General features: G+C 68.3%; 23 protein-coding genes. 9 read left to right on the top strand and 14 right to left on the bottom strand.

The genetic code is table 11. The features are described 5' to 3' along the window. Positions 1–4: 4 nt before the first annotated feature. From H8R02_RS06500 to H8R02_RS06485, 4 genes are all read right to left on the bottom strand, one after another. Positions 5–916, bottom strand: coding sequence for a LysR family transcriptional regulator (locus H8R02_RS06500; protein WP_187080495.1), 912 nt, complete (start codon positions 914–916; stop codon positions 5–7). 66 nt (positions 917–982) lie between these two features. Further along, positions 983–2,191, bottom strand: coding sequence for a CaiB/BaiF CoA transferase family protein (locus H8R02_RS06495; RefSeq protein WP_187080494.1), 1,209 nt, complete (start codon positions 2,189–2,191; stop codon positions 983–985). Then, positions 2,163–2,984 carry a hypothetical protein gene (locus tag H8R02_RS06490; protein ID WP_187080493.1) on the bottom strand — a complete coding sequence of 274 codons (822 nt, stop codon included), beginning with the start codon at positions 2,982–2,984 and terminating at the stop codon, positions 2,163–2,165. Before H8R02_RS06490 ends, H8R02_RS06495 begins: the two co-directional genes overlap by 29 nt. A 93-nt stretch (positions 2,985–3,077) precedes the next feature. After that, positions 3,078–4,028, bottom strand: coding sequence for a Bug family tripartite tricarboxylate transporter substrate binding protein (locus tag H8R02_RS06485; RefSeq protein ID WP_187080492.1), 951 nt, complete (start codon positions 4,026–4,028; stop codon positions 3,078–3,080). 51 nt (positions 4,029–4,079) lie between these two features. Here H8R02_RS06485 and H8R02_RS06480 point away from each other — a divergent pair, with 51 nt between their 5' ends. The 5 genes from H8R02_RS06480 to H8R02_RS06460 all read left to right on the top strand — a co-directional run bounded on the left by H8R02_RS06480 (position 4,080) and on the right by H8R02_RS06460 (position 11,922). Then, positions 4,080–5,060, top strand: coding sequence for an amidohydrolase family protein (locus tag H8R02_RS06480; RefSeq protein ID WP_187080491.1), 981 nt, complete (start codon positions 4,080–4,082; stop codon positions 5,058–5,060). An 82-nt stretch (positions 5,061–5,142) separates the two neighbouring features. Beyond that, positions 5,143–5,820, top strand: a complete 678-nt coding sequence (locus H8R02_RS06475) for a haloacid dehalogenase type II (RefSeq protein WP_187080490.1) — start codon at positions 5,143–5,145, stop codon at positions 5,818–5,820. Positions 5,821–5,838: 18 nt separating this feature from the next. Beyond that, entirely contained in the window at positions 5,839–8,037 is a 2,199-nt protein-coding gene (locus H8R02_RS06470; RefSeq protein ID WP_187080489.1) for a malate synthase G, read from the top strand. 118 nt (positions 8,038–8,155) lie between these two features. Beyond that, positions 8,156–10,474 carry a DUF1631 family protein gene (locus H8R02_RS06465; protein ID WP_187080488.1) on the top strand — a complete coding sequence of 773 codons (2,319 nt, stop codon included), beginning with the start codon at positions 8,156–8,158 and terminating at the stop codon, positions 10,472–10,474. Between the two features lie 122 nt (positions 10,475–10,596). Further along, positions 10,597–11,922, top strand: coding sequence for a sensor histidine kinase (locus tag H8R02_RS06460; protein ID WP_222622326.1), 1,326 nt, complete (start codon positions 10,597–10,599; stop codon positions 11,920–11,922). Here H8R02_RS06460 and H8R02_RS06455 read toward each other — a convergent pair. Together H8R02_RS06455 and gstA are read right to left on the bottom strand one after the other, a co-directional pair. Further along, positions 11,901–12,575: a glutathione S-transferase family protein gene (locus tag H8R02_RS06455; RefSeq protein ID WP_187080487.1), complete on the bottom strand. Its 675-nt coding sequence runs from the start codon at positions 12,573–12,575 to the stop codon at positions 11,901–11,903. The genes H8R02_RS06460 and H8R02_RS06455 overlap by 22 nt on opposite strands. 9 nt (positions 12,576–12,584) lie before the next feature. Next, positions 12,585–13,199 (bottom strand): glutathione transferase GstA, encoded by a 615-nt coding sequence (gene gstA, locus H8R02_RS06450; protein ID WP_187080486.1) that lies wholly within the window; start codon positions 13,197–13,199, stop codon positions 12,585–12,587. 69 nt (positions 13,200–13,268) lie between these two features. Here gstA and H8R02_RS06445 point away from each other — a divergent pair, with 69 nt between their 5' ends. Further along, a complete protein-coding gene (locus tag H8R02_RS06445; RefSeq protein ID WP_187080485.1) occupies positions 13,269–14,171 on the top strand; it encodes a LysR family transcriptional regulator in 903 nt (300 codons plus the stop codon). Positions 14,172–14,180: 9 nt separating this feature from the next. Then, the gene (locus H8R02_RS06440; protein WP_187080484.1) at positions 14,181–14,387 is read left to right on the top strand and encodes a cysteine-rich CWC family protein; all 207 of its coding nucleotides are present in this window, start codon (positions 14,181–14,183) and stop codon (positions 14,385–14,387) included. On the opposite strand, the gene H8R02_RS06435 is transcribed toward H8R02_RS06440, so the two are convergent. After that, positions 14,384–16,321, bottom strand: coding sequence for an acyl CoA:acetate/3-ketoacid CoA transferase (locus tag H8R02_RS06435; RefSeq protein ID WP_187080483.1), 1,938 nt, complete (start codon positions 16,319–16,321; stop codon positions 14,384–14,386). The two genes, H8R02_RS06440 and H8R02_RS06435, sit on opposite strands and share 4 nt — an antisense overlap. A 71-nt stretch (positions 16,322–16,392) precedes the next feature. Between H8R02_RS06435 and H8R02_RS06430 the strand changes: the two genes are divergently transcribed. Continuing rightward, positions 16,393–17,160, top strand: coding sequence for a class II glutamine amidotransferase (locus H8R02_RS06430; protein ID WP_187080482.1), 768 nt, complete (start codon positions 16,393–16,395; stop codon positions 17,158–17,160). Here H8R02_RS06430 and gshB read toward each other — a convergent pair. Next, positions 17,152–18,099: a glutathione synthase gene (gshB, locus tag H8R02_RS06425; protein ID WP_187080481.1), complete on the bottom strand. Its 948-nt coding sequence runs from the start codon at positions 18,097–18,099 to the stop codon at positions 17,152–17,154. The genes H8R02_RS06430 and gshB overlap by 9 nt on opposite strands. Positions 18,100–18,248: 149 nt before the next feature. Between gshB and H8R02_RS06420 the strand changes: the two genes are divergently transcribed. After that, positions 18,249–19,388, top strand: coding sequence for an ABC transporter substrate-binding protein (locus H8R02_RS06420; RefSeq protein WP_187080480.1), 1,140 nt, complete (start codon positions 18,249–18,251; stop codon positions 19,386–19,388). On the opposite strand, the gene H8R02_RS06415 is transcribed toward H8R02_RS06420, so the two are convergent. From H8R02_RS06415 to H8R02_RS06390, 6 genes are all read right to left on the bottom strand, one after another. Beyond that, a complete protein-coding gene (locus H8R02_RS06415) occupies positions 19,385–21,253 on the bottom strand; it encodes a potassium transporter Kup (protein ID WP_187080479.1) in 1,869 nt (622 codons plus the stop codon). The two genes, H8R02_RS06420 and H8R02_RS06415, sit on opposite strands and share 4 nt — an antisense overlap. A 45-nt stretch (positions 21,254–21,298) precedes the next feature. After that, a complete protein-coding gene (gene gshA / locus H8R02_RS06410) occupies positions 21,299–22,570 on the bottom strand; it encodes a glutamate--cysteine ligase (RefSeq protein WP_187080478.1) in 1,272 nt (423 codons plus the stop codon). A 39-nt stretch (positions 22,571–22,609) separates the two neighbouring features. Beyond that, a complete protein-coding gene (locus H8R02_RS06405; RefSeq protein ID WP_187080477.1) occupies positions 22,610–23,881 on the bottom strand; it encodes a glutamate-5-semialdehyde dehydrogenase in 1,272 nt (423 codons plus the stop codon). Beyond that, positions 23,878–24,963 carry a DNA polymerase III subunit delta gene (gene holA, locus H8R02_RS06400; protein WP_187080476.1) on the bottom strand — a complete coding sequence of 362 codons (1,086 nt, stop codon included), beginning with the start codon at positions 24,961–24,963 and terminating at the stop codon, positions 23,878–23,880. Before holA ends, H8R02_RS06405 begins: the two co-directional genes overlap by 4 nt. Positions 24,964–24,981: 18 nt before the next feature. Beyond that, positions 24,982–26,247, bottom strand: a complete 1,266-nt coding sequence (gene rocD / locus H8R02_RS06395; protein ID WP_187080475.1) for an ornithine--oxo-acid transaminase — start codon at positions 26,245–26,247, stop codon at positions 24,982–24,984. Between the two features lie 113 nt (positions 26,248–26,360). Next, a complete protein-coding gene (locus tag H8R02_RS06390; RefSeq protein WP_187080474.1) occupies positions 26,361–26,834 on the bottom strand; it encodes an Lrp/AsnC family transcriptional regulator in 474 nt (157 codons plus the stop codon).

Raw genomic sequence — 26,834 nt, 5'->3', positions numbered from 1 at the left:
TCCTTTACGTCTTCCAGAAGTCCGGCTGCGCGTAGTTGTGCTTGAGGAAGTCGATCCACAGGCGCACGCGCAGCGGCAGGTGCTTGCGCTGCGGGAACACGGCGTAGATGCCGTTCGCGGGCGCGGCGTATTCTGCCAGCACCTCCACCAGCCGGCCGGCCGCGATGTCCTGCTGCACCTCCCACGTGCTGCGCCATGCGATGCCGATGCCGCGCAGGCACCAGTCGTGCAGCACCTGGCCGTCGGAGCAGTCGAGCGGGCCGGCGGGCTTGATGTGCAGGACTTCTTCCTTGCCCGGGACTTTGAAGGCCCATCCCCTGGTTTGCGATGCCTCACTGGATAGCGTGAGGCAGTCGTGCAGGCCCAGCTCGTTGGGGTGTTTCGGCGTGCCGCGTCGCTGCAGGTACGAAGGCGTGGCCACGCACAGGCGGCGGTTGTCCGCGAGGCGCACGCTCACGAGCGACGAGTCGGGGAAATCGCCGACGCGCACGGCGCAGTCGTAGCCTTCGCCCGCGAGGTCCACCACGCGGTCACTCAGGTTGAGCGACACCGTGACATCCGAATGCAGGTCGCGGAACTTCGGGACGAGCGGCGCGACATGGCGCCGGCCGAAGCCTGCGGGCGCGGTGACGCGCAAGTGGCCGCTCGCCTTGACGCCGCCCGCACTCACGCTCGCTTCCGCATTGGCGAGATCGGCCAGCAGGCGCTGGCAGTCTTCGAGGAAGGCGCTGCCTTCGTGCGTGAGCGTGATGCGGCGCGTGGTGCGCACCAGCAGCTTCACGCCGAGGCGCTCCTCCAGCGCGTCGAGGCGCCGGCCCATGATCGCGGGCGCCACGCCCTCGGCGTTGGCGGCCGCGGTCAGGCTGCCGCGGGTGGCGACGGAGACGAAGGATTCGAGCTGCTTGAGCTTGTCCACAGCGTGGCATTGTCATGCCGGACTCGATCCGGCATCCAGAGTGTGCCAGCCGCCATGGACCCCGGGTCAAGCCCTGCGTGGCAGCACGCCTCTCGCTGCGAGCGCTTCCAATTGGGCGTCCGTGTAGCCCACGCTGCGCAGCAACTCCCACGTGTGCTCACCCAGCTTCGGCGGATGCGCACGCAGGCCCGGGCGCTCGCCATCGAGCATCAGCGGCAGCAACGGCACCTTGGTTTCGCGGCCGTCCGGCAAGGTCATGGGCGCGAGCCCGCCGGTGCCATTGAGGTGCGGGTCGTCGAACAGGTCCTGCGGCCGCGTGATCGGCGCGAAGGGCAGCCCGTTCTTCTCGAAGATCTCCGCCAGTTCCGACGCACTGTGGTCGGCCAAGCGCGAACGCAATTGCGGCAGCAGCCACTCGCGCGCGCGGACGCGGTCGTTGTTCGTCCCGAGGCGCGAGTCCGCGCGCAGGTCGTCCAGCCCGAAGGCCTCGCAGAAGATCGCCCACTGCGTGTCGCTCACCACGGCCAGGAAGATCTGCTCGTTGTCCTTGACCGTGAACACGTCGTAGATCGCCCACGCGGAAATGCGCGCGGGCATCGGGTCGGCCGCCTTCCCAGTGACGGCGAACTGCATCATGTGCTGCGCGACGAGGAACACGTTGTTCTCGAAGAGCGCGCTCTGCACCTCCTGGCCGCGGCCCGTCTTCTCGCGCTGCGCGAGCGCCGCCATCGCGCCGATCGCGCCGAACATGCCGCCCATGATGTCGTTGACGCTGGTGCCCGCGCGCAGCGGGTCGCCGGGGCGGCCCGTCATGTACGCGAGGCCGCCCATCATCTGCACCACCTCGTCCAGCGCCGTGCGGTGGTCGTACGGGCCGGGCAGGAAGCCCTTGTGGCTGACGTAGATGAGCCGCTCGTTCAATTTCGAGAGCGCGGCGTAGTCCAGCCCCAGCTTCTTCATCGTGCCGGGCTTGAAGTTCTCGCTCACGATGTCCGCGGTGGCGATCAGCTTGAGCACCGCCTCGCGGCCTTCGGCCTGCTGCAGGTCCAGCGCCACGCTCTTCTTGTTGCGGTTGAAGAGCGGGTAGAAGCCCGCGCCGGAGCCGAGCAGCCGCCGCGTGTTGTCGCCGGCCACCGGCTCTACCTTGATCACTTCGGCGCCCAGGTCGGCCAGCACCATGCCACAGGTGGGCCCCATGACCATGTGGGTGAACTCGACGACGCGGATGCCCTCGTAGGGCAGTGGTTTACTGCTGGGTGCTGGCGGGTTTGGCATCCGCCGATTGTGTCCCGGACGCCTTGGCTGTGACATCGAACGAGCCGAAGACCTTCTGAACGGAGCGCGTCTCGGGCAGCACGTACACGTAGGCGCCCTTCTTGCCGACGGAAGGCTTGAGCACCGAGTTGTAGAACGCGATCGGCACGTTCACGCAGCCGTTGGAGATGCGGTTGTCGTCGATCTCGGGCGACGCCAGGCGTTCGAACCGGTTCTCGTCGCCCACCTTGATCACGCGGTGCATCGACACGGCGGCCTTGTAGTCGATCCACAGGATGTCGGCGCCGTGCGTGTTGCGGCCGTGCGAGGCGAGGAAGCGGCCGGCGGGCGTGGTCTTTTCTTCGTCCTTTAGCTGCGACAAGGGCTTGTCGCCGACGCCCGGCGCCGAGTCGTCGCCGACGGCCTTGCCCAGCAGCACGGGGGCGTCGCTCTTGAGCTTGCCCTTGGCATCGAACACGTACATGCGCGCGTGCTTCTTGTCGATGACGACGAAGTCGCGGTTGCGGTTGTTGCGCGTGTAGGAGACCCAGTTGGCGACGTGCACCACGTCGTCGGAGGCGTCCACCTTGCCGAAGTCGGCCAGTGGCCCGGGCGTGGTGTCGACCTTCTCGGCCTTGGCGGTGGCCTTGTCCTTGGCCGTCGCCTTGCCCTTTGTCTTCGCGGCCGCCGGGCCGGCCTTTGCCGCCGGGGACGCGGCTTTGGCCGTTTCAGCGGGCTTTGTGGCGGCGAAAGCCGGGATCAACGCGAAGGCGGCGCCCGCTACCACCGCCTTGCCGAGAACTGCTTTGAACATGCGTTGGATATTGCCGCGCAGCTTGCTGCCGAAGCGCTGACCGCGCACGACAGCGTATGTAGGCGCCGCTCCCGAGAGCGGCGCCGAATCCGCTCACTCGGCCTTGAAGCCCGACTGTTTGATCGGCTGCTCCCAGCGCTTGAGGTGAGCGACCTGCGTGGCTGCAAGCTCCGCCGCGTTCGCGTGGTTCGGCACGAGGCCGAAGCCGTAGATGCGGTCCTGCACCGCCGGGTCCTTCAGCGCGTCGCTCACCGCGCGGTCCATGCGGTTGACGATGTCCGTCGGCAGGCCGGGCGGGCCGTACAGGCCGAAGAAGGCATCGGCCGCCGTGTTGATGCCGATCTCCTTGAGCGTCGGGACGTCGGGCAGCGCCTTCGAACGCTGCTCGCCGGTAACGGCGAGGATGCGCACCTTGCCGGCCTTGTGGTGCTCGATGGTCTCGGAGGCCGTGTCCACCATCAGCGGCACCTGCCCGCCGATCAGGTCCTGCGCCGCGGGCGCGCCGCCGCGATACGCGACGTGCGTGAGCGGCACGCCGGCCGCCTGCGACAGCAGCTGGCCGGCGAAGTGCGGCACGGTGCCCGCGCCCGAGGTGGCGTAGTTGGCCTTTGCGGGGTTGGCTTTCATCCACGCGAGCACGGACTTGAGGTCGTTGCCCTGCGCACCCGGGCCCGCGGTGATCGCGAAGTCGAAGGTCACGATGCGCGACACCGGCGTGAAATCCTTCACCGGGTCGTACTCCAGCTTGTAGAGGTGCGGCGCGATCACCATCGCGCCGGAGGGCGAGAGCACGAAGTTCTGGCCGTCCGGCGGCATGCGCTTGAGTTCGCCGAGGACGAGGCGCCCGGCGGCACCCGGCTTGTTGTCCACGATGACGTTCTGGCCGAGCGACGCGCGCATCTTCTCGGCGAGCAGGCGCGCGATCACGTCGGCCGAGCCGCCGGGCGGGAAGCCCACCCAGATCTTGATCGTGCGGTCCTGCGCAAGGGCCGCGGGCGCGGCGAGCGAAGCCGCGGCCAGCGCGGCGAAGGTACGGCGTTTCATGCGGGTTGTCTCCTGTGTCCTCGAAAAGGTGCTTCTATTAGCATGCTAATCATGACAGTGATCGACGTCCACACCCACATGTTCACCGCGAAGTGGCTGCAGCTGCTCCAGGAAAAAAGCGGCATCTACAACGTCAAGACGCGGCCCGACGGCCAGCGCGAAGTCTTCCGCGGCGACACGCCCGTGGTGATCCCGCAGAAAGGCCACTTCGACTGGGACCTGCGCATCGCGCACATGGACGCCGCGAAGATCGACGTCTCGGTGGTTTCCCTCACCTGCCCGAACGTGTACTGGGGCGGCGAGGAGGTCAGCGTGATGGCCGCGCGCGAAGCCAACGACAACGTCGCCGACGCGCAATCGCGCTTCCCCGACCGCATCCGCTGGTTCGCGTCGCTGCCCTGGGAATACCCGCAGCGCGCCGTGGAAGAGCTGGAGCGTTCCTGCTCAAAGGGCGCGGTGGGCGTGATGGTGCTGGCCAACGTGGCGGGCAAGAGCCTCACCGACCCGATGTTCGCGCCCGTGTGGAAGGCCATCGACGACCGCAAGCTGCCGGTGCTGGTTCACCCCACGGACCCGCCGGGCGTGGACTTCATGGACATGACCAAGTTCGACCTGAGCTGGTCCGTGGGCTTCATGTTCGACACCACGCTCGCGATCACGCGGATGATCTTCGAAGGCTTCTTCGACACGTACCCGAACCTCAAGATCATCGCGTCGCATGGCGGCGGCACGCTGCCCTACCTTGTCGGCCGGTTCGAGAAGGGCGACGAGGTCGAACTGCCCCAGCGCCGCCAGATGAAGCGCAAGCCCACCGACTACCTGCGCCACATCTATTACGACAGCATCACGTACGACCTGCGGCCGCTGAAGTACCTGATCGAGATCGTGGGGCCCGAGCACGTGATGTTCGGCACCGACTGGCCGCACTGGGTGCACGACACCAAGGGCGCGTTCGCCAACACGGCCGCGTTGCCGGAGGCGCAGTGCAAAGCGATCCGGGGGTCGAACGCGCAGCGGGTTTTCGGGTTCTGAGCCCGATTACCCGCATCCAAGTCATCAATTCTTCGATTTCCAGGCACTTAATGGCAGCCTGAGTTCGGAATAAAGTGCCGCCATGGAGAAACCCAAGGCGGTTCTATTCGACGCGTACGGCACGCTCTTCGACGTGTACAGCGTCGGCCTGCTCGCGGAGCAGCTGTTCCCCGGCCACGGCGCGGCCCTGTCCGTGCTGTGGCGCGACAAGCAGATCGAGTACACGCGCCTGGTCACCACCAGCAACCACGGCGCGCACTACAAGCCGTTCTGGGAGCTGACGCGCGCGGGCCTGCGCTACGCGTGCCGGAAGCTGGGTGTGGAGCTCACCCCGGCGCACGAAGAGCGGCTGATGAACCAGTACCGCCACCTCTCGGCCTTCCCCGAGAACCGCGAGGTGCTGCAGGCGCTGAAGGACAAGCGTGTCGTCACCGGCATCCTCTCGAACGGCGACCCGGAGATGCTGGGCATCGCGGTGCGCAGCGCCGGGCTCGAGGAGCTCCTCGATCACGTGCTCTCGGTGGACACCGTGCGCAAGTACAAGACGCACCCGGACGCGTACCAGCTCGGCCCCGACGCCACCGGCCTTGCGCCGTCGCAGATCCTGTTCGTCAGCTGCAACGGCTGGGACGCGCTGGCCGCGACCTGGTTCGGCTACCGCACGCTGTGGGTCAACCGCTACCAGCTGCCGTTCGAGGAGCTGGGCACCGAACCCACACGCACCGGCAGTACGCTGCGCGACGTGCTTTCTTTCTTTTGATCCTCGAGGAAAAACAACATGAGCCAACGCACCGACATTCACGGCCTGAAGGTGGACAGCGCCCTGAAGGACTTCATCGACACGCAAGTGCTGCCAGGCACCGGCGTGGACAGCGCCGCATTCTGGAAGGGCTTCGACGCGATCGTCGCCGACCTGGCGCCAAAGAACGAGGCCCTGCTCGCGGAGCGTGACCGGCTGCAGGCGGCGCTGGACACGTGGCACAAGTCCACGCCCGGCCCGATCCGCGACATGGCTGCGTACCGCGGCTTCCTCGAGAACATCGGCTACCTCGCACCGCACCCGAAGGGCGCGAAGGCCACGACGACGAACGTCGATGCCGAGCTCGCGCTGCAAGCGGGCCCGCAACTCGTGGTGCCCATCCTGAACGCTCGCTACGCGCTCAACGCCGCGAACGCGCGCTGGGGCTCGCTCTATGACGCGCTGTATGGCACCGACGTCATCCCGGAGACCGATGGCGCGCAGAAGGGCCCGGGCTACAACGAAGTGCGCGGCCAGAAGGTCATCGACTACGCCCGCAACGTGCTGGACCAGTCCGTGCCGCTCGCGCAGGGCTCGCATCGCGATGCGACGGCGTACAAGGTCGAAGGCGGCCAGCTCGTGGTGGCATTGAAGGGCGGTGCATCCACCGGCCTGAAGGACGCCGCGAAATTCGTCGGCTACCAAGGCGACGCGGCGGCGCCCTCTTCAGTGCTGCTGAAGCACCACGGCCTGCACCTCGACATCCAGATCGACCGCAAGAGCGCCATCGGCGCGACCGACGCCGCGGGTGTGAGCGACGTGGTGGTGGAAGCCGCGCTCTCCACCATCCTCGACCTCGAAGACTCCATCGCCGCCGTGGACGCCGAGGACAAGCTGCTCGCGTACCGCAACTGGCTCGGCATCCTCAAGGGCGACCTGACCGAGGAGGTGAGCAAGGGTGGCCGCACCTTCACGCGCGGCCTGAACGCGGACCGCATCTACAAAGCGGCCGACGGCAAGGGCGAAGTGCGCCTGCATGGCCGCTCGCTGCTCTTCGTGCGCAACGTGGGCCACCTGATGACCAACCCCGCGATCCTGTGGGGCGGCGGGAAGGAAATCCCCGAGGGGATCATGGACGCGGTCATCACGACCGCGATCGCCGTGCACGACCTCAAAGGCCACGGCATCAACGGCATCCGCAACTCGCGCACCGGCTCGATCTACATCGTCAAGCCCAAGATGCACGGCCCCGCCGAAGCCGCTTTCGCTTCCGAGCTGTTCGGCCGCGTCGAGCAGCTGCTCGGCCTGCCGGAGAACACCGTCAAGCTGGGGATCATGGACGAGGAGCGCCGCACCAGCGTGAACCTGCAGGCGTGCATCGCCGCCGCGGCGCCGCGCGTGGCCTTCATCAACACCGGTTTCCTCGACCGCACGGGCGACGAGATGCACACGGCGATGCTTGCCGGCCCGATGTTCCGCAAGGGCGACATGAAGAGCAGCGCCTGGATCCAGGCGTACGAGAAGAACAACGTGCTCGTCGGCCTCAACTGCGGCCTGCGCGGCCGCGCGCAGATCGGCAAGGGCATGTGGGCCATGCCGGACCTGATGGCCGCGATGCTGGAGCAGAAGATCGCGCACCCGCGCGCCGGCGCCAACACCGCCTGGGTGCCCTCGCCCACGGCCGCGACGCTGCACGCGCTGCACTACCTGCAGGTGGACGTGTTCGCCGTGCAGCAGGAACTCGAGAAGACGGACGTGGAAACCGAGCGCGAGAACCTCCTCGCCGGCCTGCTGCAGATCCCGGTCGTGCCCGAGGCGAAGTGGACGCCGCAGGAGCGCCAGCAGGAGCTGGACAACAACTGCCAGGGCATCCTCGGCTACGTCGTGCGCTGGATCGACCAGGGCGTGGGCTGCTCCAAGGTGCCCGACATCCACAACGTGGGCCTGATGGAGGACCGTGCCACGCTGCGCATCAGCAGCCAGCACATCGCCAACTGGCTGCACCACGGCGTGGTGACCGCCGATCAAGTCGAGGAGACTTTCCGACGGATGGCGGCCGTGGTCGACAAGCAGAACGCGGGCGACCCGCTGTACAAGCCGATGGCCGGCAACTGGGACACGAGCTACGCGTACCGCGCGGCGCGCGACCTGGTGTTCAAGGGCAAGGAGCAGCCCTCGGGCTACACCGAGCCGCTGCTGCATGCGTGGCGTTTGAAGGTCAAGGCGGCGGGGCGCTAGCAACCGTTTGTCGGTAATCTTTGTGTCCGGATGCATCCGGCGCTGCCACTCGTCCGATTCCTCCTCCCTATGACACGAAGCGCTCCCTAGACTGCCCCAGTCTCCGGAGCGCTTCGCCATGCCCCTTCCAGCCGTCGTCCAGCCCTGCCTCGACCGCGCGGTCCAGCGCGCGAGTTCGCTCGTGTACCGGGCGGGCACGGAGGCTGCCGAGGCGCTGCAGAAGGACTCCGCCAACCGCGACGCGGTGCGCGATCTCCTTCGGCGCCTGCCGTCATGGCGCACGCGCTTCGCCGACGTGTTGCGCCGCACGATCGAGACGACCGAGCCCGAGCCCCAGGCGGCAGCGCCGCAGCCGGGCGCACTTTCGCTCTCCCTCGTCGACGACAACGAGGTCGTGCAGAACATCGAGGCCTCGCGCCTGGCGCAGCAGATGGCCGGCCGCGTCGAGAAGCAGCTCGCCGAGCTCAACGCGCTGATGTCCTCCGCGCTCGGCCTGCAGGCGATCCGCCCCGAGCGCAACCCGCTGCGCCCCGAGGTCCTCGCCAACGCCCTGCGCAAGCTGCTGGGCGAGGACGACCCGCACCCCGACTGGCCCGGCCTGTGGATGCGCGCGATGACGGACGTGTTCACCGAGGAGGTCGGCCAGCTCTACGCCGAATGCTCGGGCCTGCTGCTCAAGTCGGGCGTGCAGGCCGCGGGCTATCGCCTCGTCAACACGCCCTCCGGTGCGAAGACCGCCACCCCCAGCCGCCCCGCGCCCCTGCGCGAGGTGAGCCGGCCCGCCCCGCTGGACAGCCGCCCCGCCCCGCTCGGCGCCGGCGTTCCATCCGGGCCGGTCCCCGCGGGACTTGCCCAGGCGATCAACGCTTTCATGCAGTTCGCCGGCCAGGCGCTGCGCGGCCCGTTCGTGCGCGACTTCCTTGCGAACGACACGCCCCACCTGCGCCAGGCCCTGCCCTCGTCCTACTACGAGCGCCTGCAACAGGAGCTGGACTCGCTGCAGGACGGCGAGGACGAAGCCCCCTACGACCCGCACACCGATGCCGTGCTGGAAGCGATCGCGCCCGTCGAGCGGCCGCAGCGCGACATCGGCACGAACAGCCCCCTCACGCGCGGCGCGTGGGGCGACTACGGCGCGCCGCGCCAGCGCGCCATCGTGCGTGCGCAGCTCAAGAGCGAAGCGCGCGAGGTCGGCCAGGCCATGGGCGTGGACCTCGTGTGCCAGCTCGTGGACCAGGTCGCGCAGGACCCGCGCCTGCTCTCGCCCGTGCGCGAGGCCATGGTGGCGCTGGAGCCCGCGCTCGGCCGCCTCGCCGTCCGCTCGCCGCGCTTTGCCGGCGACGCCGAGAGCCCCGCACGCAAGCTGCTCGAGCAGGTGGCGCAGCGCAGCCTGCGCTACAACGACCAGTTCAGCCCCGACTTCGAGCGCTTCTACGAGGCGGTGCGCCAGCGCTTCAACGAGCTCAACGCGCAGGACGGGCTGCAGGACGCCGTGCCGTTCGAGGACGCGCTCAAGCTCCTTCAGGGCGAGTGGCATGAGCAGGACGCCGAGGAAGAGTCGCGCCGCCAGGAGCTGCTGAACGCGGTGCAGACCGCCGAGAAGCGCCAGGAGGAGGCCGACCGCATCGCGTGGGAGCTCGGCCAGCGCAGCGACCTCGAAGGCGTGCCCGGCGTTGTGCAGGACTTCCTCTACGAGCGCTGGGCGCTCGTGATGGCGCACGCGCGCGCGCACGCCAAGGGCGGCGAGCTGGACCCCGGCGGCTACGTGGCCGTCATCACCGACCTGCTGTGGAGCGTCAAGCGCGAGACCGCGCTGCGCGACCCCGCGAAGGCGTTCGAGCTGATCCCGCGCGTCGTCGGCAAGCTGCGCGCTGGCCTCACCGCCATCGGCCAGCCGCCCGGCGACGACGACATCTTCTTCAAGGCGCTGGAGCGGCTGCACCGGCCGGTGCTCAAGCTGCGCGCCAAGCACCGCCGGCAGGCCAGCGACACGGCCGCGAGCGTGCTCGATGCGCTGCCCGACGAGGACCTGAAGCCGGCCTCGGCGCAAGTGCCGAAGGTGGCCGACGACATCTGGCTCGCGCCCAACGAGCTGAAGGCCTGCGGCTTCGGCGACACCGAGCACGCGTACCACAAGCCCAAGCAGCCGGACCTGTCGGCGGCCGAGGCGGACAACCTGCTGGCCAGGCTCGAAGCCGGTTCATGGATCGACCTGTATTCGCGGCAGCACTGGCACCGGGCGCAGCTCGACTGGGTCAACGCGAAGGGCACGCTCTTCATGTTCGTCAGCCATGGCGGCCGGCCGCACTCCATGACGCGCCGCAGCCTGCAGCGCCTGCTGTGCAGCCGCATGGTCCGGCCCGTGGCCGCGCACCAGGTGGTGCAGCACGCCATCGACACCCTCGCCCAGCCGCGCCGACAGCCGCTCGCGGCCTGAAGCGGGGGCCGCGAGCGGCCCCGGCAGAGTCCCCACACGCACATAACGCGCACATACGGCGCAACCCGGCATTACGGATTTTCCCTGTGCAGGCGGCGCCCGCCTCCGATAAAGTCGCGGCGATGGACACCCGGCGCATCGAGGACGAACTGCGCGAGAGCGAGCTGCGCCTGCTCACGATGATCGAATCGGAGGCCGCGGCGCGGCGCAGCGCACTGCGGCTGCGCGCGGTCGTGCAGGCGCAGCGCGAGCTGGCCGCCAGCGACGCGGGCGAGGCGCAGCTCACCAGCCGCATCGCCGAGATGGCGCGGCGCCTGCTCGACGCCGACGGTGCAGCCTATGAAGCGCTGGAGAACGGCCGGCTGCGCATCCGCTGCGTGACGGGCATCAGCCAGGCCCACGTGGGCACGGAGTTCCCGCTCGACGGCAGCCTGTCGGGCCTCGCTGTGCAGGAGCAGACGAGCCTGCGCAGCGACGACGTCGAAACCGACGCGCGCAGCCACCGCCACGGCGTGCGGCTGGAGTGGCGCTCGCTCGTGGCCGCGCCGCTGCACATCGGCCGCGACACGGTCGGCGTGATCGCCGTGGTTTCGCGCGAGGCGGCCTATTTCACGCAGGACGACCAGTACGCGCTGGAGCTGCTGGCCGAATCGCTGGGCACCGTGCTGCAGCACCGGCGCGATGCCGAGCAGCGCGAAGCGTCGGACCGCGCGCACCGCGCCGAGCTGGAAGAGCGCGTGCGCGAGCGCACCGAACAGCTGCAGGCCGCCAATGCGGAGCTGGAGGCTTTCTCGTACTCCATCGCGCACGACCTGCGTTCGCCGCTCACGTCGATCGACGGTTTCAGCCGCGTGCTCGCGGAGCGTTACGCGGACCAGCTCGACGAGGAAGGGCGGCACTACCTGCAGCGCATCCAGGCCGGCGTGCGGCAGATGAGCGAGCTGACCGATGCGATGCTGTCGCTGGCGCATCTCTCCGGCGTGAGCCTGAAGGACGAGCCGGTGGACCTGGCAGGGCTCGCGTACGGCGTCTTCGCGCAGCTGCGCGAGCGCGAGCCGGAGCGCGCAGCGACGGCTACTCTGGAGGCGCCCTCGCGCCTGTGGGCGCGCGGCGACCCGCGCCTGCTGCAGCAGGTGGTGGCCAACCTCGTGGGCAACGCGTGGAAATTCTCCGCGCGCTCACCTCGCACCGAGGTCCGCCTTGGCAGCTTTGCCGGCACGGGCGGCGAGACGGTCTACTACGTGGCCGACAGCGGCGTGGGCTTCGACATGGCGCATGCCTCGCGCCTGTTCGGCGCGTTCCAGCGGCTGCACAGCCCGTCGGAGTTCGACGGCACCGGCATCGGCCTTGCGCTCGTGCAGAAGATCGTCAACCGTCACGGCGGGCGCATCTGGGCCGAGTCGGCGCCCGGGGAAGGCGCCACCTTCTACTTCACGCTCGCGAGCTGACGTTCGATGCGGCGCGAGAGCTCGCTGCGCCGATCCAGCAGGAACTGCGTGAGCCGCTCCCGGTAGTCCGGCACGGCCGCTTCGCGCACCGCGGGGCGCTGCGCGAGCGCGGCACGCCACGCGCGCACGCGCGGCAGGCCGCCGAAGAGCGAGGGCTCGCCCAGCGCTTCGAACACGTCGAAGTAGCGGAACACGGGGCCGAACACCGCGTCGACGATGCTGAAGCGCTCGCCGGCGAAGAACGGGCCTTCGACCACCGCCTCGAGCTGTTCGAACTTCGTGCGCAGCTCGTCCCTGCGGGCTTCGAGTGCGGCCGCATCCGGCGCGGTGTAGAACGCCCAGATCGTGTTCAGCACCGCGGAGCCGAACTCCATCCACGCGCGGTGCTGCGCACGCTGCAGCGGGTCGGCCGGGTGCAGCCGCGGCTCGTGCGTCTCGTCGAGGTACTCGCAGATGACGGCCGATTCGAAGACGGGCGTGTCGTCCGCGAGCAGCACCGGCGTCTTGCCGAGCGGCGAGATCGCGCGGAACCAGTCCGGCTTGTTCGCGAGGTCGACCCAGCGGCGCCCGAACGGCACACCCTTTTCGAGCAGCACGATCGCGGCGCGCTGCACGTACGGGCACAGGTGGTGGCTGACGAGCGTGAGCTGCATGGCCACGCCTTACGCCTTCACCAGGCCTTCGGCCTTCAGCACGTCCTTCACCGCGGGCCGCTGCGCAATGCGCTGCAGGTAGGCCTGCAGGCTCGGGTACGGCTTGAGCGACAGGGCCAGCATCGGCGCCCAGCTGACGATGGTGAAGCAGTACGCGTCCGCGACGGTGAAGCGCTCGCCCGTGAGGAAGGGCTGGTTCGCGAGGCGCGCGTCGAGTTCGGCGAATCGCGCGAACAGCTTCTCCTTCACCGCGGCACGCGTGGAGTCGGCGGTCTCCTTGTGCCAGAGCCAGGGGCTGAACACCTTGTGCAGCTCGCTCGACACGAAGGTGAGCCACTGCGCGACCTCGAAGCGCTCGCGCGTGCCGGCGGCGGGGATGAGGCCGCTCGCGGGTGCGAGGTCGGCCACGTACTGCAGCAGCGCGGCCACTTCGGTGTGGCGGCTGCCGTCGTCCAGCTCCAGCAGCGGCACGTAGCCGCGCGGGTTGATGGCCTTGTAGTCGCTGCCGTCCTCGAGCTTCCAGGTGGCGAGGTCCACCTTGCGCAGGTCCGCGGGCAGGCCCGCTTCGCGCAGCGCGATGTGGACGGCTTGGGAGCAGGCGGCGGGCGAGAAATAGAGTTTCATGGGGGTCTCCGGTTGAACGAGGGGAGACGCGAATGTAGGATTGCATGGCCGCAATGAAAATGCGCCGATATGAAATCCACGATTGCACAGACGCAATACGCCCTGACCGCCGCCGACCTGGAGCTGCTGCTCGCCCTGGTGCGCGGGCGCACGCTCGCGCAGGCCGCCGCGCGCGTGCAGGCCGATGCGTCGACCGTCTTCCGCTCGCTGCAGCGCATCGAGAAGGCCTTGGGGCAGCGGCTCTTCGAGCGCTCGCGTTCGGGCTACCTGCCCACCGACGCGATGCTGGAGCTTGCAGGCCATGCGGAGCGCATCGAGGCGGAGCTGGAGTCCGCGCGCGCGACGGCGCTGCGTCCCGGTGAAGAGGTGTCGGGCCGCGTGCGCGTCACCACGGTGGACGCCGTGCTGCGCGGCCTGCTGCTGCCCTGCCTCCCCGCGCTCGCGCGCAAGCACCCGCAGCTGCAACTCGAACTGCGCGCGAGCAACGAGCTGCTGAGCCTGACCAAACGCGATGCCGACCTGGCCTTGCGCGCTTTGGTGCCCACGAGCAAACCGCCACAGCACCTCATCGGCCGACGGCTCGGCACGATGCACTTCGTGGTGTGCGCGAGCAAGGCGATGCCCGCCGCGCAGCGCCGCAAGCCCCTGGACACGCAGGACTGGGTCGCCCCCGACGAAGCGCTGCCCGAGCACCCCACGGTGCGCTGGCGGCGGCGCAACTTCCCCAGGCTCGCGCCGAGGCACCTGATGGAGACCATCGTCGGCGTGCTCGACGCGGTGAGGGCGGGCCTGGGCGTCGGCATGGTGCCGCAGTTCCTGCTGGAGACCGAGCCTTCGCTGGTCGCCCTGACCGAGCCGAGCGACGAGTGCCATTCGAGCCTGTGGCTGCTCGCGCACCCCGAGTCGCGCCACCTGCGGCGCATCTCGGCCGTGTACCAGCACCTCGCCGACGCCATCGAGCTGCCGGATTAGACTGTGCGCATGCAGCCGCAAGCCGTCGACGCAAGCCTGTGCCCCTTGTGCGGGGAGCCGAACCGCTGCGCGATGGAAGTAGAAAAGGAAACCGGCGTGAAGCAGCCGCCGTGCTGGTGCACGCAGGCGGACTTCACAGCGGACCTGCTCGCGAGAGTGCCGGTTGAAAAGCAGCGCCTCGCGTGCATCTGCGCCGCCTGCGCGGCCAAGGACTAGTTCGGCCGGCCTTCGAGCTTGGCCTTGAGGAAGCCCACCGAACCATAGCGCGTCACGCGGCTGTAGTACCGCTGCGTGAGCCGCTCCACCATCGCCGAATACTCGTCGACCAGCGCCGGCAGGATGGTGAAGTTGTCGTAGTTCACCACCACCGCGACGCGCTTCTCGCTCGACGTCACCACCGGCTCCAGCAACTGCCGCACGCCGTTCTCGATGGCCTCGATGTCGCGCAGGTTGTCCACCGACAGCCCCTCGAAGTCGATGAAGAGCAGGCTGCCCGCGTGCAGCTGCAGGCGCTGTGAAAGAGGCTTGTCCAGCAGCCGGTCGCGCAACTTGAGCGGGTCTTCCCCAAACACCGACTTGTCCATCGTGCGCAGGTTCGGGCTGATGACCGGCTCGAACTCCATCTGCGCGAGGATGTGCCGCTCCAGGTCGATGCCCGGCGCGATCTCGACCAGTTCGAGCCCGCCCTTCGCGCCGAGCTGGAACACGCAGCGCTCCGTCACGTACAGCACGCGCTGGCCGCGGCGCGCCGCCTCTCGGCCGCTGAAGGTGCGGTGCTCCACCTGCCGCACGAACTTCTTCATCGTGCCTTCGCTTTCGACGACGAGCCGGCCGTCCTCCACCTTCACCGCAAGGTCGCCGGCTGTGAAGGTGCCGACGAAGCACACCGTCTTGGCGTTCTGGCTGATGTTGATGAAGCCGCCCGCGCCCGCGAGCCGCGGGCCGAACTTGCTGACGTTGAGGTTGCCCTCTGCATCGGCCTGCGCGAGGCCCAGCACGGCGAGGTCGAGGCCGCCGCCGTCGTAGAAGTCGAACTGGTTGGGCTGGTCGATGATGGCCTGCGCATTCACGGCGGCACCGAACGACAGGCCGCTGGCCGGGATGCCGCCGATCACGCCCGGTTCGGCCGTAAGCGTGACGAGGTCGATGACGCGCTCCTCCGCAGCCACCGCTGCAACGCCTTCGGGCATGCCGATGCCGAGGTTCACCACGCTGTTGGCCTTGAGCTCCAGCGCCGCGCGGCGCGCGATGATCTTGCGCTCCGTCATCGGCATCGCCGCGAGCGAATCGAGCGGCACGCGGATTTCGCCGGAGTAGGCCGGGTTGTACGCCTCGGCAAACGTCTGCCAGTGGTGCGCGGGGTCGGTCGCCACCACCACGGCATCGACCAGCACGCCCGGCACCTTCACCTGCCGCGGGTGCAGCGACCCACGCTCGGCGACGCGCTCCACCTGCGCGATCACCACGCCGCCCGAATTGCGCGCGGCCATCGCGATCGCCAGCGCTTCGAGCGTCAGCGCCTCGCGCTCCATCGTGAGGTTGCCGTCCGCGTCGGCCGTGGTCGCGCGGATGATGCCCACCGAGATCGGGAAGGCCTTGTAGAACAGGTACTCCTCGCCGTCGATCTCCATGCGCCGCACGATGTCCTGCGTGGTGCGCGCGTTGATCTTGCCGCCGCCATGCCGCGGGTCCACGAAGGTGTCCAGCCCCACGCGCGTGAGCGTGCCGGGCTTGCCCGCCGCGATGTCGCGGAACAGGTGCGCGAGCACGCCCTGCGGCAGGTTGTACGCCTCGATCTCGTTGGCCACGGCCAGCTTCTGCAGCGCGGGCACGAGCCCCCAGTGCCCGCCGATCACGCGCTTGACGATGCCGGGGTGGCCGAAGTGGTTCAGCCCCCGCTGCTTGCCGTCCCCCTGCCCCGCCGCATACACCAGCGTCAGGTCGCGCGGCGAGCCGGTGCCCGTCTCCGCCTGCGTCGCCAGGAAGCGCTGCTCCAGCGCCACCGCGACCGCCTCCGCGAAGCCGATGCCCACGAATCCGCCCGTCGCCACGGTGTCGCCGTCGTGGATGAGCCGCACGGCCTCCGCCGCGGTGACGACCTTGTTGCGCTTGCCGCCCAGGGTGGCGTGCTCGTTCAGGTTGGTGTGCATGGTCTCCTCCTGGCGCGAATGATGGCCCGATGCGGCCCCCGGCGCTTCGGAGAAAACCCATAATCAGCCTCATGTGCCAGTTGCTCGGGATGAACTGCAACACGCCCACGGACGTGACATTCAGCTTTTCCGGCTTCGCGCAGCGCGGGGGCCGCACCGACCACCACGCCGACGGCTGGGGCATCGCGTTTTTCGAGGGCCTCGGCCTGCGGCACTTCGTGGATCACCAGGCCGCCTGCGAGTCGCCGATCGCGGAGCTGATCCGCCGCTACCCGATCAAGAGCCGCAACGTCATCGCCCACATCCGCAAGGCCACGCAGGGGGTGGTTGCCCTGGAGAACTGCCACCCGTTCGTGCGCGAGCTGTGGGGCCGCTACTGGGTGTTCGCGCACAACGGCGACTTGAAGGAGTTCCACCCGCGCATCCACGCGAGCTTCAAGCCCGTGGGCAGCACGGACAGCGAGCGCGCGTTCTGCTGGATCATGCAGGAGCTGGCCAAGTCGCATGCCGGCGTGCCCGACGTGAACGAGCTCACGCTCACGCTGCGCGAGCTCACGCCGCAAATCGCGAAGCACGGGCCGTTCAACTTCCTGCTGTCCAACGGCGAAGCGCTGTGGGCACATTGCTCCACCAACCTGTACTACGTGGAGCGCAAGCACCCGTTCGCGCATGCGCAGCTGAAGGACGAGGACCTGTCGGTGGACTTCGCCCGCAACACCACGCCGAGCGACAAGGTGGCGGTGGTGGTGACGGCGCCGCTGACCGTCAACGAGGCGTGGGTGCAGCTTTCGGCCGGCGACCTGGTGGTCTTTGCCGACGGCGAGAAACTGTCAGGCTGACAGTTCGCGCTCCAGCGCGTCGATGAACATCTTCGGCACGTCGAAGCCGGCCTGCTGCGTGATTTCCTGGAAGCAGGTCGGGCTGGTGACGTTCACCTCGGTCAGGTAGTCGCCGATCACGTCGAGCCCCACGAGCAGCAGCCCGCGCTTGGCCAGCACCGGCCCGAGTGCACGAGCGATCTCCCAGTCGCGCGGCGAAAGCGGTTGCGCCACGCCCTTGCCGCCCGCCGCGAGGTTGCCGCGGATCTCGCTGCCCTGCGGGATGCGCGCCAGCGAGAAAGGTACCGGCTCGCCGCCGATCACCAGCACGCGCTTGTCGCCCTGCGCGATCTCCGGCACGAACTTCTGCACCATCAGCGTCACCGCGCCGCCCTGGTTGAGCGTCTCGATGATCGAGCCCAGGTTCAGCCCGTCGGGCCCGACGCGGAAGATGCCCATGCCGCCCATGCCGTCCAACGGCTTGAGGATGATCTCCTTGTGCTCGGCGTGGAAGCGCTTGACCTCCTCGGGGTCGCGCGTGACGAGCGTGGGGCTCACCCACTGCGCGAACTCCATGATCGCGAGCTTCTCCGGGTGGTCGCGCAGCGCCGCCGGCTTGTTGAACACGCGCGCGCCTTCGCGCTCGGCCTGCTCCAGCAGGTGTGTGGCGTAGAAGTACTCGCTGTCGAAGGGCGGGTCCTTGCGCATGATCACCGCGCCGAAATCCTTCAGCGCACGCACCGGCGTTGCCGTCTCGCGGAACCAGTCCTCGAGGTCGCCGGTGAGCTCGATCTCGCGCACCACGGCGTGCACGAGGCCGCCGGACTTCCACGTGATGTGCCGCGGCTCGCACGCCACGATGCGGTGCCCGCGGCGCTGCGCCTCGCGCATCATCGAGAAGGTGGTGTCCTTGTAGGTCTTGAAGGCTTCGAGGGGGTCGGCGACGAAGAGGATGTCCATGGCGTGCGGGGGCGGGGGGCGCCTACTTTCGCACAAAGCGCATCTCCCCGCCGGACGGCGGCCCAAAAGTGCGCCGATTTGACTTAAGTCGTGTCCCTGCCGGCCGTTCCTGCCTAACTTGCAAGCTCGTCCTCACGCCGGAGACCCGCATGCGCACGCCCTCTGTCCTCCGCCGCCGCACCCTGCTGGCGGCCGCCGCTTTCGTTCCCGTTGCCGGGTGGGCCGCACCCGCGAAGATCCCCGCCTGGAAGCTCGCCCAGACCACCACGCTGAGCGGCCCGCTGGGCGACCTCGGCCAGGCGCTGGTGCAGGGCGCCAAGGTGTACTTCGACGAAGTCAACGCCAAGGGCGGCATCCACGGCAAGCCGATCCAGCTGAGCACGCTGGACGATGCCTACGACGTGAAGCAGGCGCTCGAGAACGTGGACACGCTGTTCGACGAGAACGACGTGCTGGCCCTCTTCAACTGCTTCGGCACGCCGCTCGTGACGGCCATGATGCCGAAGGTGGCCGATACCGGCATCCCCTTCTTCGCACCGTACACCGGCGCGCTGGCGGCACGCCCGAAGATGCGCAACGTGTTCAACATCCGCGCGAGCTACCCGGAGGAGGCCGAGCGGCTGGTGCAGCACCTGTCCACGCTCGACATCAAGCGCATCGCCATCGCCTACCAGAACAACGCCTTCGGCAAGGAAGTGTTCAACGGCACGGTGCAGGCGGCGCAGAAGCACAAGCTGCCCGCGCCGGTGAGCGCGACGGTGGAAAACGACGGTTCGGATGCGGGCAAGGCGGCCGCGAAACTCGCGGACTCGAACCCGCAGGCCGTGATCGTCGGGCTCGCCGGCAAGCCGACGGTCGACTTCGTCAAGGCGATCCGCGCGAAGCAGCGCGGCCTGGCGCTCTATGCGTTGTCGGTGATGGGCGCCGCCGCGACGCTCAAGGCGATCGGCGACGACGCCGCGCGCATGAACATCTCGCAGGTCGTGCCGCTGCCGTCGTCGCCGACCGCCATCGTCGCGCGCGAGTTCCGCGCGGCGTGGTCGGCGTCGGGCACGAAGCTCGAACCGTCGCACGTGGCGCTGGAGGGCTACATCAATGCACGGGTGTTCGTCGAGGCGCTGCGCCGGTCAGGCCCGAAGACCACGCGGGCCACGCTGATCGACGCGCTGTGGAACCTGAAGCAGTACGACCTGGGCGGCTTCGAGATCGGCTTCACGGAGCCTGGGCAGAACGCGTCGAAGTTCGTGGAGCTGACGATGGTCGGCCCCGGTGGAAAACTCGTGCGCTAGATCTCGATCTTCGAGCCCAGCTCCACCACGGAGTTGTTCGGCAGGTTCAGGAAGTCCGCCGCCGCGCTCGCGTTGTGGTGCATCTGCGCGAACAGCTTCTCGCGCCACGCGGCCATGCCGCCGCCGATGCTGGGCACCACCACGTCGCGCGAGAGGAAGTAGCTGGTGGTCATCGGCTCGAGGTCGCAGCCGTGGCCGCGCAGGTGCTCCAGCGCACGCGGCACGTCGGGGTCGTTCTTGAAGCCGTAGTGGATGACGATCTGCCAGCAGTCGTGCCCCAGCGGCGTGATCACGGCGCGCTTGTCCATGCCGATCCACGGCACCTCGTGGTTGCGCACCGTCACGAACAGGTTGTGGTCGTGCAGCACCTTGTTGTGCTTGAGGTTGTGCAGCATCGCGTTGGGCACGGTGCCGGGCTCCGCGGTGAGGAACACCGCCGTGCCTTCCACGCGCGTGGGCGGGTTGACGAACACGGCCTCGAGGAAGCTCTGCAGGTCGATGGCGTCCGTCTTGAGCTTTTCGTTGAGGATGCTGCGGCCGCTCTTCCAGGTCGTCATGAGCGTGAACACCATGCCGCCGATCATCAGCGGGAACCAGCCGCCGTCGATCAGCTTGAGCAGGTTCGAGGCGAAGAACGTGAAGTCCACGACGAAGAACCAGCCGGTGGCCGCGATGCACAGTGCCAGCGGGTACTTCCAGCCGTAGCGGATGACGAAGAAGGTGAGGATCGTCGTGATCAGCATGTCCAGTGTCACGGCGATGCCGTAAGCGGCGGCGAGGCTGCTCGACGTGCGGAAGAGCACCACGGCCAGGACGATGGCGACGAACAGGCCCCAGTTGACGGCCGGGATGTAGATCTGCCCGGTGTCGCGCACGCTCGTGTGCTGGATGTTCAGCCGCGGCAGGTAGCCCAGCTGGATGACCTGCTTGGTCACGCTGAACGCGCCCGTGATCAGCGCCTGCGACGCGATCACCGTGGCCATGGTCGCCAGCACCACCAGCGGCAGCTGGGCCCAGTCGGGCGCCATCAGGTAGAACGGGTTCTTCACCGCCTCCGGGTTCGACAGCAGCAGCGCGCCCTGGCCGAAGTAGTTGAGCGTGAGCGCCGGCATGACGATGGAGAACCAGGCCAGCCGGATCGGCTTCTTGCCGAAGTGCCCCAGGTCCGCGTACAGCGCTTCGGCGCCGGTCACGCACAGCACCACCGCGCCGAGGATGATGAAGGTGGTGCCCGGGTGGTGCCACATGAAGAGCAGCGCGTGGTGCGGGCTCAGCGCCCCGAGGATCTCGGGGTGCCTGACGATGTGCGAGATGCCCAGCAGTGCGAGCACCGCGAACCAGATCAGCGTGACCGGGCCGAAGAAGCGCCCGATGCCGCCCGTGCCGCGCTTTTGCACCGCGAACAGGCCGAGCAGCACCACCAGCGTGATGGGGATCACCCAGTCCTTGAAGTGCGGCGAGACGACCTCCAGGCCCTCCACGGCCGACAGCACCGAGATGGCGGGCGTGATGACCCCGTCGCCATAGAAGAGCGAGGTGCCGAAGATGCCGACCAGCAGGAGCCGCGCGCGCAGCTGCGGCTTCTCCTTCACCGCCTGCGAGGCCAGGGCCAGCATGGCCACCAGGCCGCCCTCGCCGTTGTTGTCGGCGCGCAGCACGAGCACGACGTACTTGATCGAGACGATGACGGTGAGCGTCCAGAAGAAGATGGACAGGATGCCGTAGACGTTGGCCGGCGTGAACGGCACGTGGCCGTGCCCGAACACTTCCTTGACGGCATAAAGGACGCTGGTGCCGATGTCGCCGTAGACGACGCCGATGGCACCGAGCGTCAGCGCGGCGAGCGAGGATTTCGAGTTCTGCACGTGCCCGGTTCGGGTCTTCTGGGGACCGCTATTGTGCCCCTTCGGCTATTCGTAGACCTCTTGCTCCGGGTCGGTCGCCTCGAGTTCGTAACTTGCAGCCAACATGGCCAGCCGGCCGATCACGCCGTACATGTAGAACCGGTTCGGTGCACTGGCCCCCGGCTTGTGGCCAGGCTGAGGTAAGTGCGTACTCTCCGCAAAAGCCAAGGGCACATAGGACGCACCCGGTGCGTTGAGGTTCTCGTCGTCGCCGCGCTCGGCATGGATGCGGTAGAAGCCGCCGACCACGTAGCGGTCCATCATGTACACCACCGGCTCGGCCACGGCCTCGTTGATGCGCTCCGCGGTGAGCACGCCCTCCTGGATGATCACTTCGCCCACTGGCTTGTCCTTGGTGCGGCGGCCGATCTCCTCGAGGTCCTTCACGTCGCGCACGGTCATGATGCCCATGCCGTAGCTGCCGTTGTCGGCCTTGACGATCGCGAACGGCTTCTCGTTGATGCCGTATTCCTTGTACTTCTTGCGGATCTTGGTCAGCAGCGCGTCGACGTTGGTCTGCAGGCAGTCCAGCCCCTGCGGCTCGTTGAAGTCGACCTGCCCGCAGCGGTTGAACATCGGGTTGATGAGCCACGGGTCGATGCCCAGCATCTTGCCGAAGCGCTTGCCCACCTCTTCGTAGCTCTGGAAGTGCCGGCTCTTGCGGCGCACGCTCCAGCCCGCGTGCAGGGGCGGCAGCAGGTACTGCTCATGCAGGTCTTCCAGGATGCCGGGGGCGCCGGCCGCCAGGTCGTTGTTCAGCAGGATCGTGCAGGGGTCGAAGTCCTTCAGGCCCAGGCGGCGCTTGGTGCGCACCACCGGCTCGATGACCACGCTTTCGCCGGTGGGCAGCGTGAACTCCGTGGGCTTCTTGATCTCCGGCGCGATGGAGCCGATGCGTACGTTCAGCCCCGCCATCTGGAAGATGCGCTTGAGCTGCAGCACGTTGGCCAGGTAGAAGGTGCTGCGCGTCTGGTTCTCGGGGATGACCAGCAGGTTCTTGGCCTCGGGGCAGATCTTCTCGATGGCCGCCATGGCCGCCTGCACGGCCAGGGGCAGCATCTCCTGCGTGAGGTTGTTCCAGCCGCCGGGGTACAGGTTGGTGTCGACGGGCGCCAGCTTGAAGCCGGCGTTGCGCAGGTCGACCGAACAGTAGAAGGGCGGCGTGTGCTCCATCCATTCCAGCCGGAACCACCGCTCGATGGCCGGCATGGACTCGAGGATGCGCTGCTCGAGCTCGTTGATGGGGCCCGTCAGGGCGGTGATGAGGTGGGGGACCATGCTCCGGGGATTTTGGGGCTTGCCGGCCGGTTACAAGGCTCAGCCGCGCAACTCTCCCTGGCCGAGCACGACGTACTTGAGCGAAGTGAGCCCTTCGATGCCGACCGGCCCGCGCGCATGGAACTTGTCCGTGCTGATGCCGATCTCGGCGCCCAGGCCGTATTCGAACCCGTCCGCGAAGCGCGTGCTGGTGTTGACCATCACGCTGGCGGAATCCACCTCGCGCAGGAAGCGCTGCGCGTTCACGTGGTCGCGCGTGAGGATGGCGTCGGTGTGGTGCGAGGAGTAGTGGTTGATGTGGGCGATGGCTTCGTCCACGCCGGCCACCACCTTGATGCTGATGATCGGCGCGAGGTATTCCTCGTACCAGTCCTGTTCGGTGGCGTCCTTCGGGTCGAACTGCGAAAGGATTGCCTTCGCCTCGGCGTCGCAGCGCATCTCCACGCCTTTGGCCGCGAAGATGGCGCCGATCTTCGGCAGGAACTCCCTGGCCACGCCGCGCGCGACCAGCAGGCCTTCGCTCGCGTTGCAGGGGCTGTACTTCTGCGTCTTGGCGTTGTCGGCCACGCGCACGGCCATGTCGATGTCCACGGGGTCGTCGACGTAGGTGTGGCAGTTGCCGTCGAGGTGCTTGATCACCGGTACCTTCGCCTCGCGGCTGATGCGCTCGATCAGGCCCTTGCCGCCGCGCGGGATGATCACGTCCACGAACTGCGGCATCGCGATCAGCTGGCCCACCGCTTCGCGGTCGGTGGTCTGCACCAGCTGCGCCGCTTCGGCGGGCAGGCCGTTGTCGGTGAGCGCCTGCTGCACGAGGCGCGCCAGCGCGCGGTTGGAGTCGATGGCTTCGGAGCCGCCGCGCAGGATGCACGCGTTGCCGCTCTTGATCGACAGCGATGCGGCCTCGACGGTCACGTTCGGCCGGCTCTCGTAGATCATGCCGAACACGCCCAGCGGCACGCGCATCTGGCCAACGCGGATGCCCGAGGGCTGCTGCTTCATGCCGATGATCTCGCCGATGATGTCCGGCATGGCGGCGAGCTGCTCGCAGCCCTGCGCAAGCACCTCCACGATCCTGGGGGTCAGCTTCAGGCGATCCACCATCGGCGCGGCCAGGCCGGCGGCGACGGCGCGCTCGATGTCGTTGGCGTTGTCCTTGGCCAGGGCTTCGACGTTCTCGCGAAGCAGCCGCGCGAGCGACTTGAGGACTGCGTTCTTCTCGGCCGCGGTGGCTTTGGCCATGCGCGCGGAGGCCTGCCGGGCCTGCACGCCCAGCGTTTGCATGTACTCCGAAATGTTCAGCGCGTTCACGCGCCTATTTTCGCACGCGCGGGTTGGCCCTGCTGGGCCGTGCACTCCCGGCACAGGTCCATGGCCAGCCGGTGCAGCGCCTGCCAGCCGTCATTGGGCCACCCCGGCGCCTTCAGCCCCTTCACGATGCCGTCGACGGTGTGCGCCGCGTTCAGCAGGTTGTCCAGTGCGGTGGCGCCCAGGCGCGGCAGCGCGCGCTCGTAGAGCTTTTCCTTGACGCCCCAGACGCGCTGCTCGCGCAGCGCGACCGGCAGCGGGCGGCCTTCGGCCATCGCGTCCTTGACGCGCTTGAGCGCGCGGATGTCTTCGGACAGGGTGTAGTGCACCAGCACTTCCGCCTCGCCTTCGGCCTGCAGGCCGTCCAGCATGCGCTGCACGCGCGCAGGCTGGCCGGCCAGCACGGCTTCGGACAGCTTGAAGACGTCATAGCGCGCGACGTTGAGCACGGCGCTTTCGACCTGCTCGAACGAGAGTTCGCCTTGCGGGTAGAGCAGCGCGAGCTTCTGGATCTCCTGGTGGGCGGCCAGCAGGTTGCCTTCCACGCGGTCCGCGAAGAACTGCAGCGTGCGGTGGCCTTCGTCGCCCGAGGTGACCTTCTGGCCCTGCTGCGCGAGGCGCTGGGCGATCCACTGAGGCAGCGCGGCGCGTTCGACCGGCATCAGCTCGATCGTGACGCCGTTGCCGTCGAGCGCGCCGAACCAGGCGCCGGTCTTCGTCTGGCGGTCCAGCTTGGGCAGTAACACGATCGTGAGCGTGGAGTCGTTGCCCGCCGCGTTTTCCGCCAGCTGCTGCAGGGCAACGCTGCCTTCCTTGCCCGGCTTGCCGGAGGGGATGCGGACTTCGACGATCTGCTTGTCGGCGAAGAGCGAGAGCGAGCCGCCGGCCGCCAGCACTTCGCTCCAGTCGAAGTTGGCGCCGGTGACGGTGTGGACGGTGCGCTCCGTGTAGCCTTGGGCGCGGGCCGCTGCGCGGATGGCATCCGCCGCTTCCTGCACCAGCAGCGGTTCGTCGCCGTGGAGGGTGTAGAGCGAGCGCAGGCCCTTCGAGAGGTGCGTGGCGAGTTGCTGCGCGGGCAGTTGCATGCCCGCAAGTTTAGGGGTTCAGTCGACCACCGCCGCCAGCGGCACTTCCTTCGTGTTGCCTTCGCGCCTCAGCGTCGCCGCTTTCTCCATTGCCACCTTGCGGAAGATGTCCACCGCCCGGTCGATCATCTCGCGGGTGATCGTCAGGGGCGGCGCGAAGCGGATCACCGTCTCGTGCGTCTCCTTGGACAGCACGCCGTTCGCGGCCAGCGCTTCCACGAGCTCGCGCGCGGTGGCGTAACGCGGGTCGATGTCCACGCCCACCCAGAGGCCGCGGCCGCGCACATCGCGGATGAGGGGCCGTGCTTCCACCTGCACGTCGCGCAGGCGCTCGATGAGATGCTCACCCAGTTCGGCGCTGCGCTCCACCAGCTTCTCTTCTTCCAGCACCTTCAGGCCTTCCAGCGCCACAGCCGCCGCCAGCGCATTGCCGCCGAACGTCGAGCCATGGCTGTTCGGCGTGAACACGTCCATCACCTTCGCGTCGGCGCACACGGCGCTCACGGGCAGCACGCCGGCGCCCAGCGCCTTGCCGAGGATCAGCACGTCCGGGCGGATGCCCTCATGCTCGAACGCGAACCACTTGCCCGTGCGGCCCAGCCCCGCCTGCACTTCGTCGTCGACCAGCAGGATGTCGTTGGCCGTGCACCACTCGCGCAGTTCCTTGAAGAAGCCCGCGGGCGGCACGAGCACGCCGGCCTCGCCCTGGATCGGCTCGAGCAGCACGGCGCACGTGTTCGCGGTCGTGGCGGCGCGAATGCTGTCCATGTCGCCGTAGTCGAAGTGCCGGAAGCCAGTGGCCAGCGGCCCGAAGCCGTCGCGGTACGAGTCCTCGCTGGAGAAACTGACGATGGTGCTGGTGCGGCCATGGAAGTTGCCGCGCGCCACGAGGATCTCCTGCTTGCCGTCGAAGACGCCCTTCACACGGTTACCCCAACGCCGCGCGAGCTTGATCGCCGTCTCCACGGCCTCGGCGCCGGTATTCATGGGCAGCGCGCGCTCGAAGCCGGTGACCTGCGAGAGCTTTTCGAGGAAGGGGCCGAGCGTGGTGCCGAAGTAGGCGCGCGACGTGACGGCCACCTTCGCCAGCTGGCGGTGCGCCGCGGCGACGATGCGCGGGTGCAGGTGGCCGTGGCTCACTGCCGAATACGCACTCATCATGTCGATGTACTCGCGGCCGTCGACGTCCCAGACGAGGCAGTCCTTCGCGTGGTCCACGACGACGTGCACCGGCGCATAGTTGCGCGCACCGTATTTCGCTTCGCGTTCGATGTATTCGTTCATAGCCTGAGCTTAGGTGGGGCCCCGCTGCGGCAAGCGTGAATCCACGCGTGCGGCACTGCCGCAATGGCATGTTTCGGGGTATCTCACTTCCGAATCGGAAGCGGTGTCGGCGCTCAGCCCGGCCTGGGGACAGGAAAACCCGCGAATTCCTTGATCGTGGCGAGCTCGATGTTCGTCACGATCTTCTCGATGCCCAGCGTGTTGTCGTCCAGCCAGGCATTGATGAGCTGGTGGTAGCGATCGAGCGTGGGGCAGGCCACGCGCACGAGGTAGTCGTAGCGGCCGCTGATGATCCAGCAGCCGACCACCTCCTTGGCGGAGGCCATGCGCCGCTCGAAGCGCTGCACGTTGGCCTGGCGCTGGTCCTTCAGCGCCACTTCGGCGAAGACGGAGATCGGCTCGCCCGCGGCCTGCCGGCTCACGAGCGCGCGATACCCCTCGATGGCTCCCTCGCGTTCGAGCTTGCGCAGGCGATTGAGCGTCGCGCGCGCGGAGAGGTGGATGGCTTCGGACAGCGCCTGCACCGTGGCGCGGCCGTCACGCTGCAGCAGTTCGAGCAGCGTGAGGTCGGCGCGGTCCAGCTCCAC

Source organism: Ramlibacter albus (genome assembly GCF_014297445.1).
GTDB lineage: Bacteria > Pseudomonadota > Gammaproteobacteria > Burkholderiales > Burkholderiaceae_C > Ramlibacter > Ramlibacter albus.
Note: the sequence above shows the minus strand (reverse complement) of the source record. Positions and strands in the feature narration are given on the sequence as shown.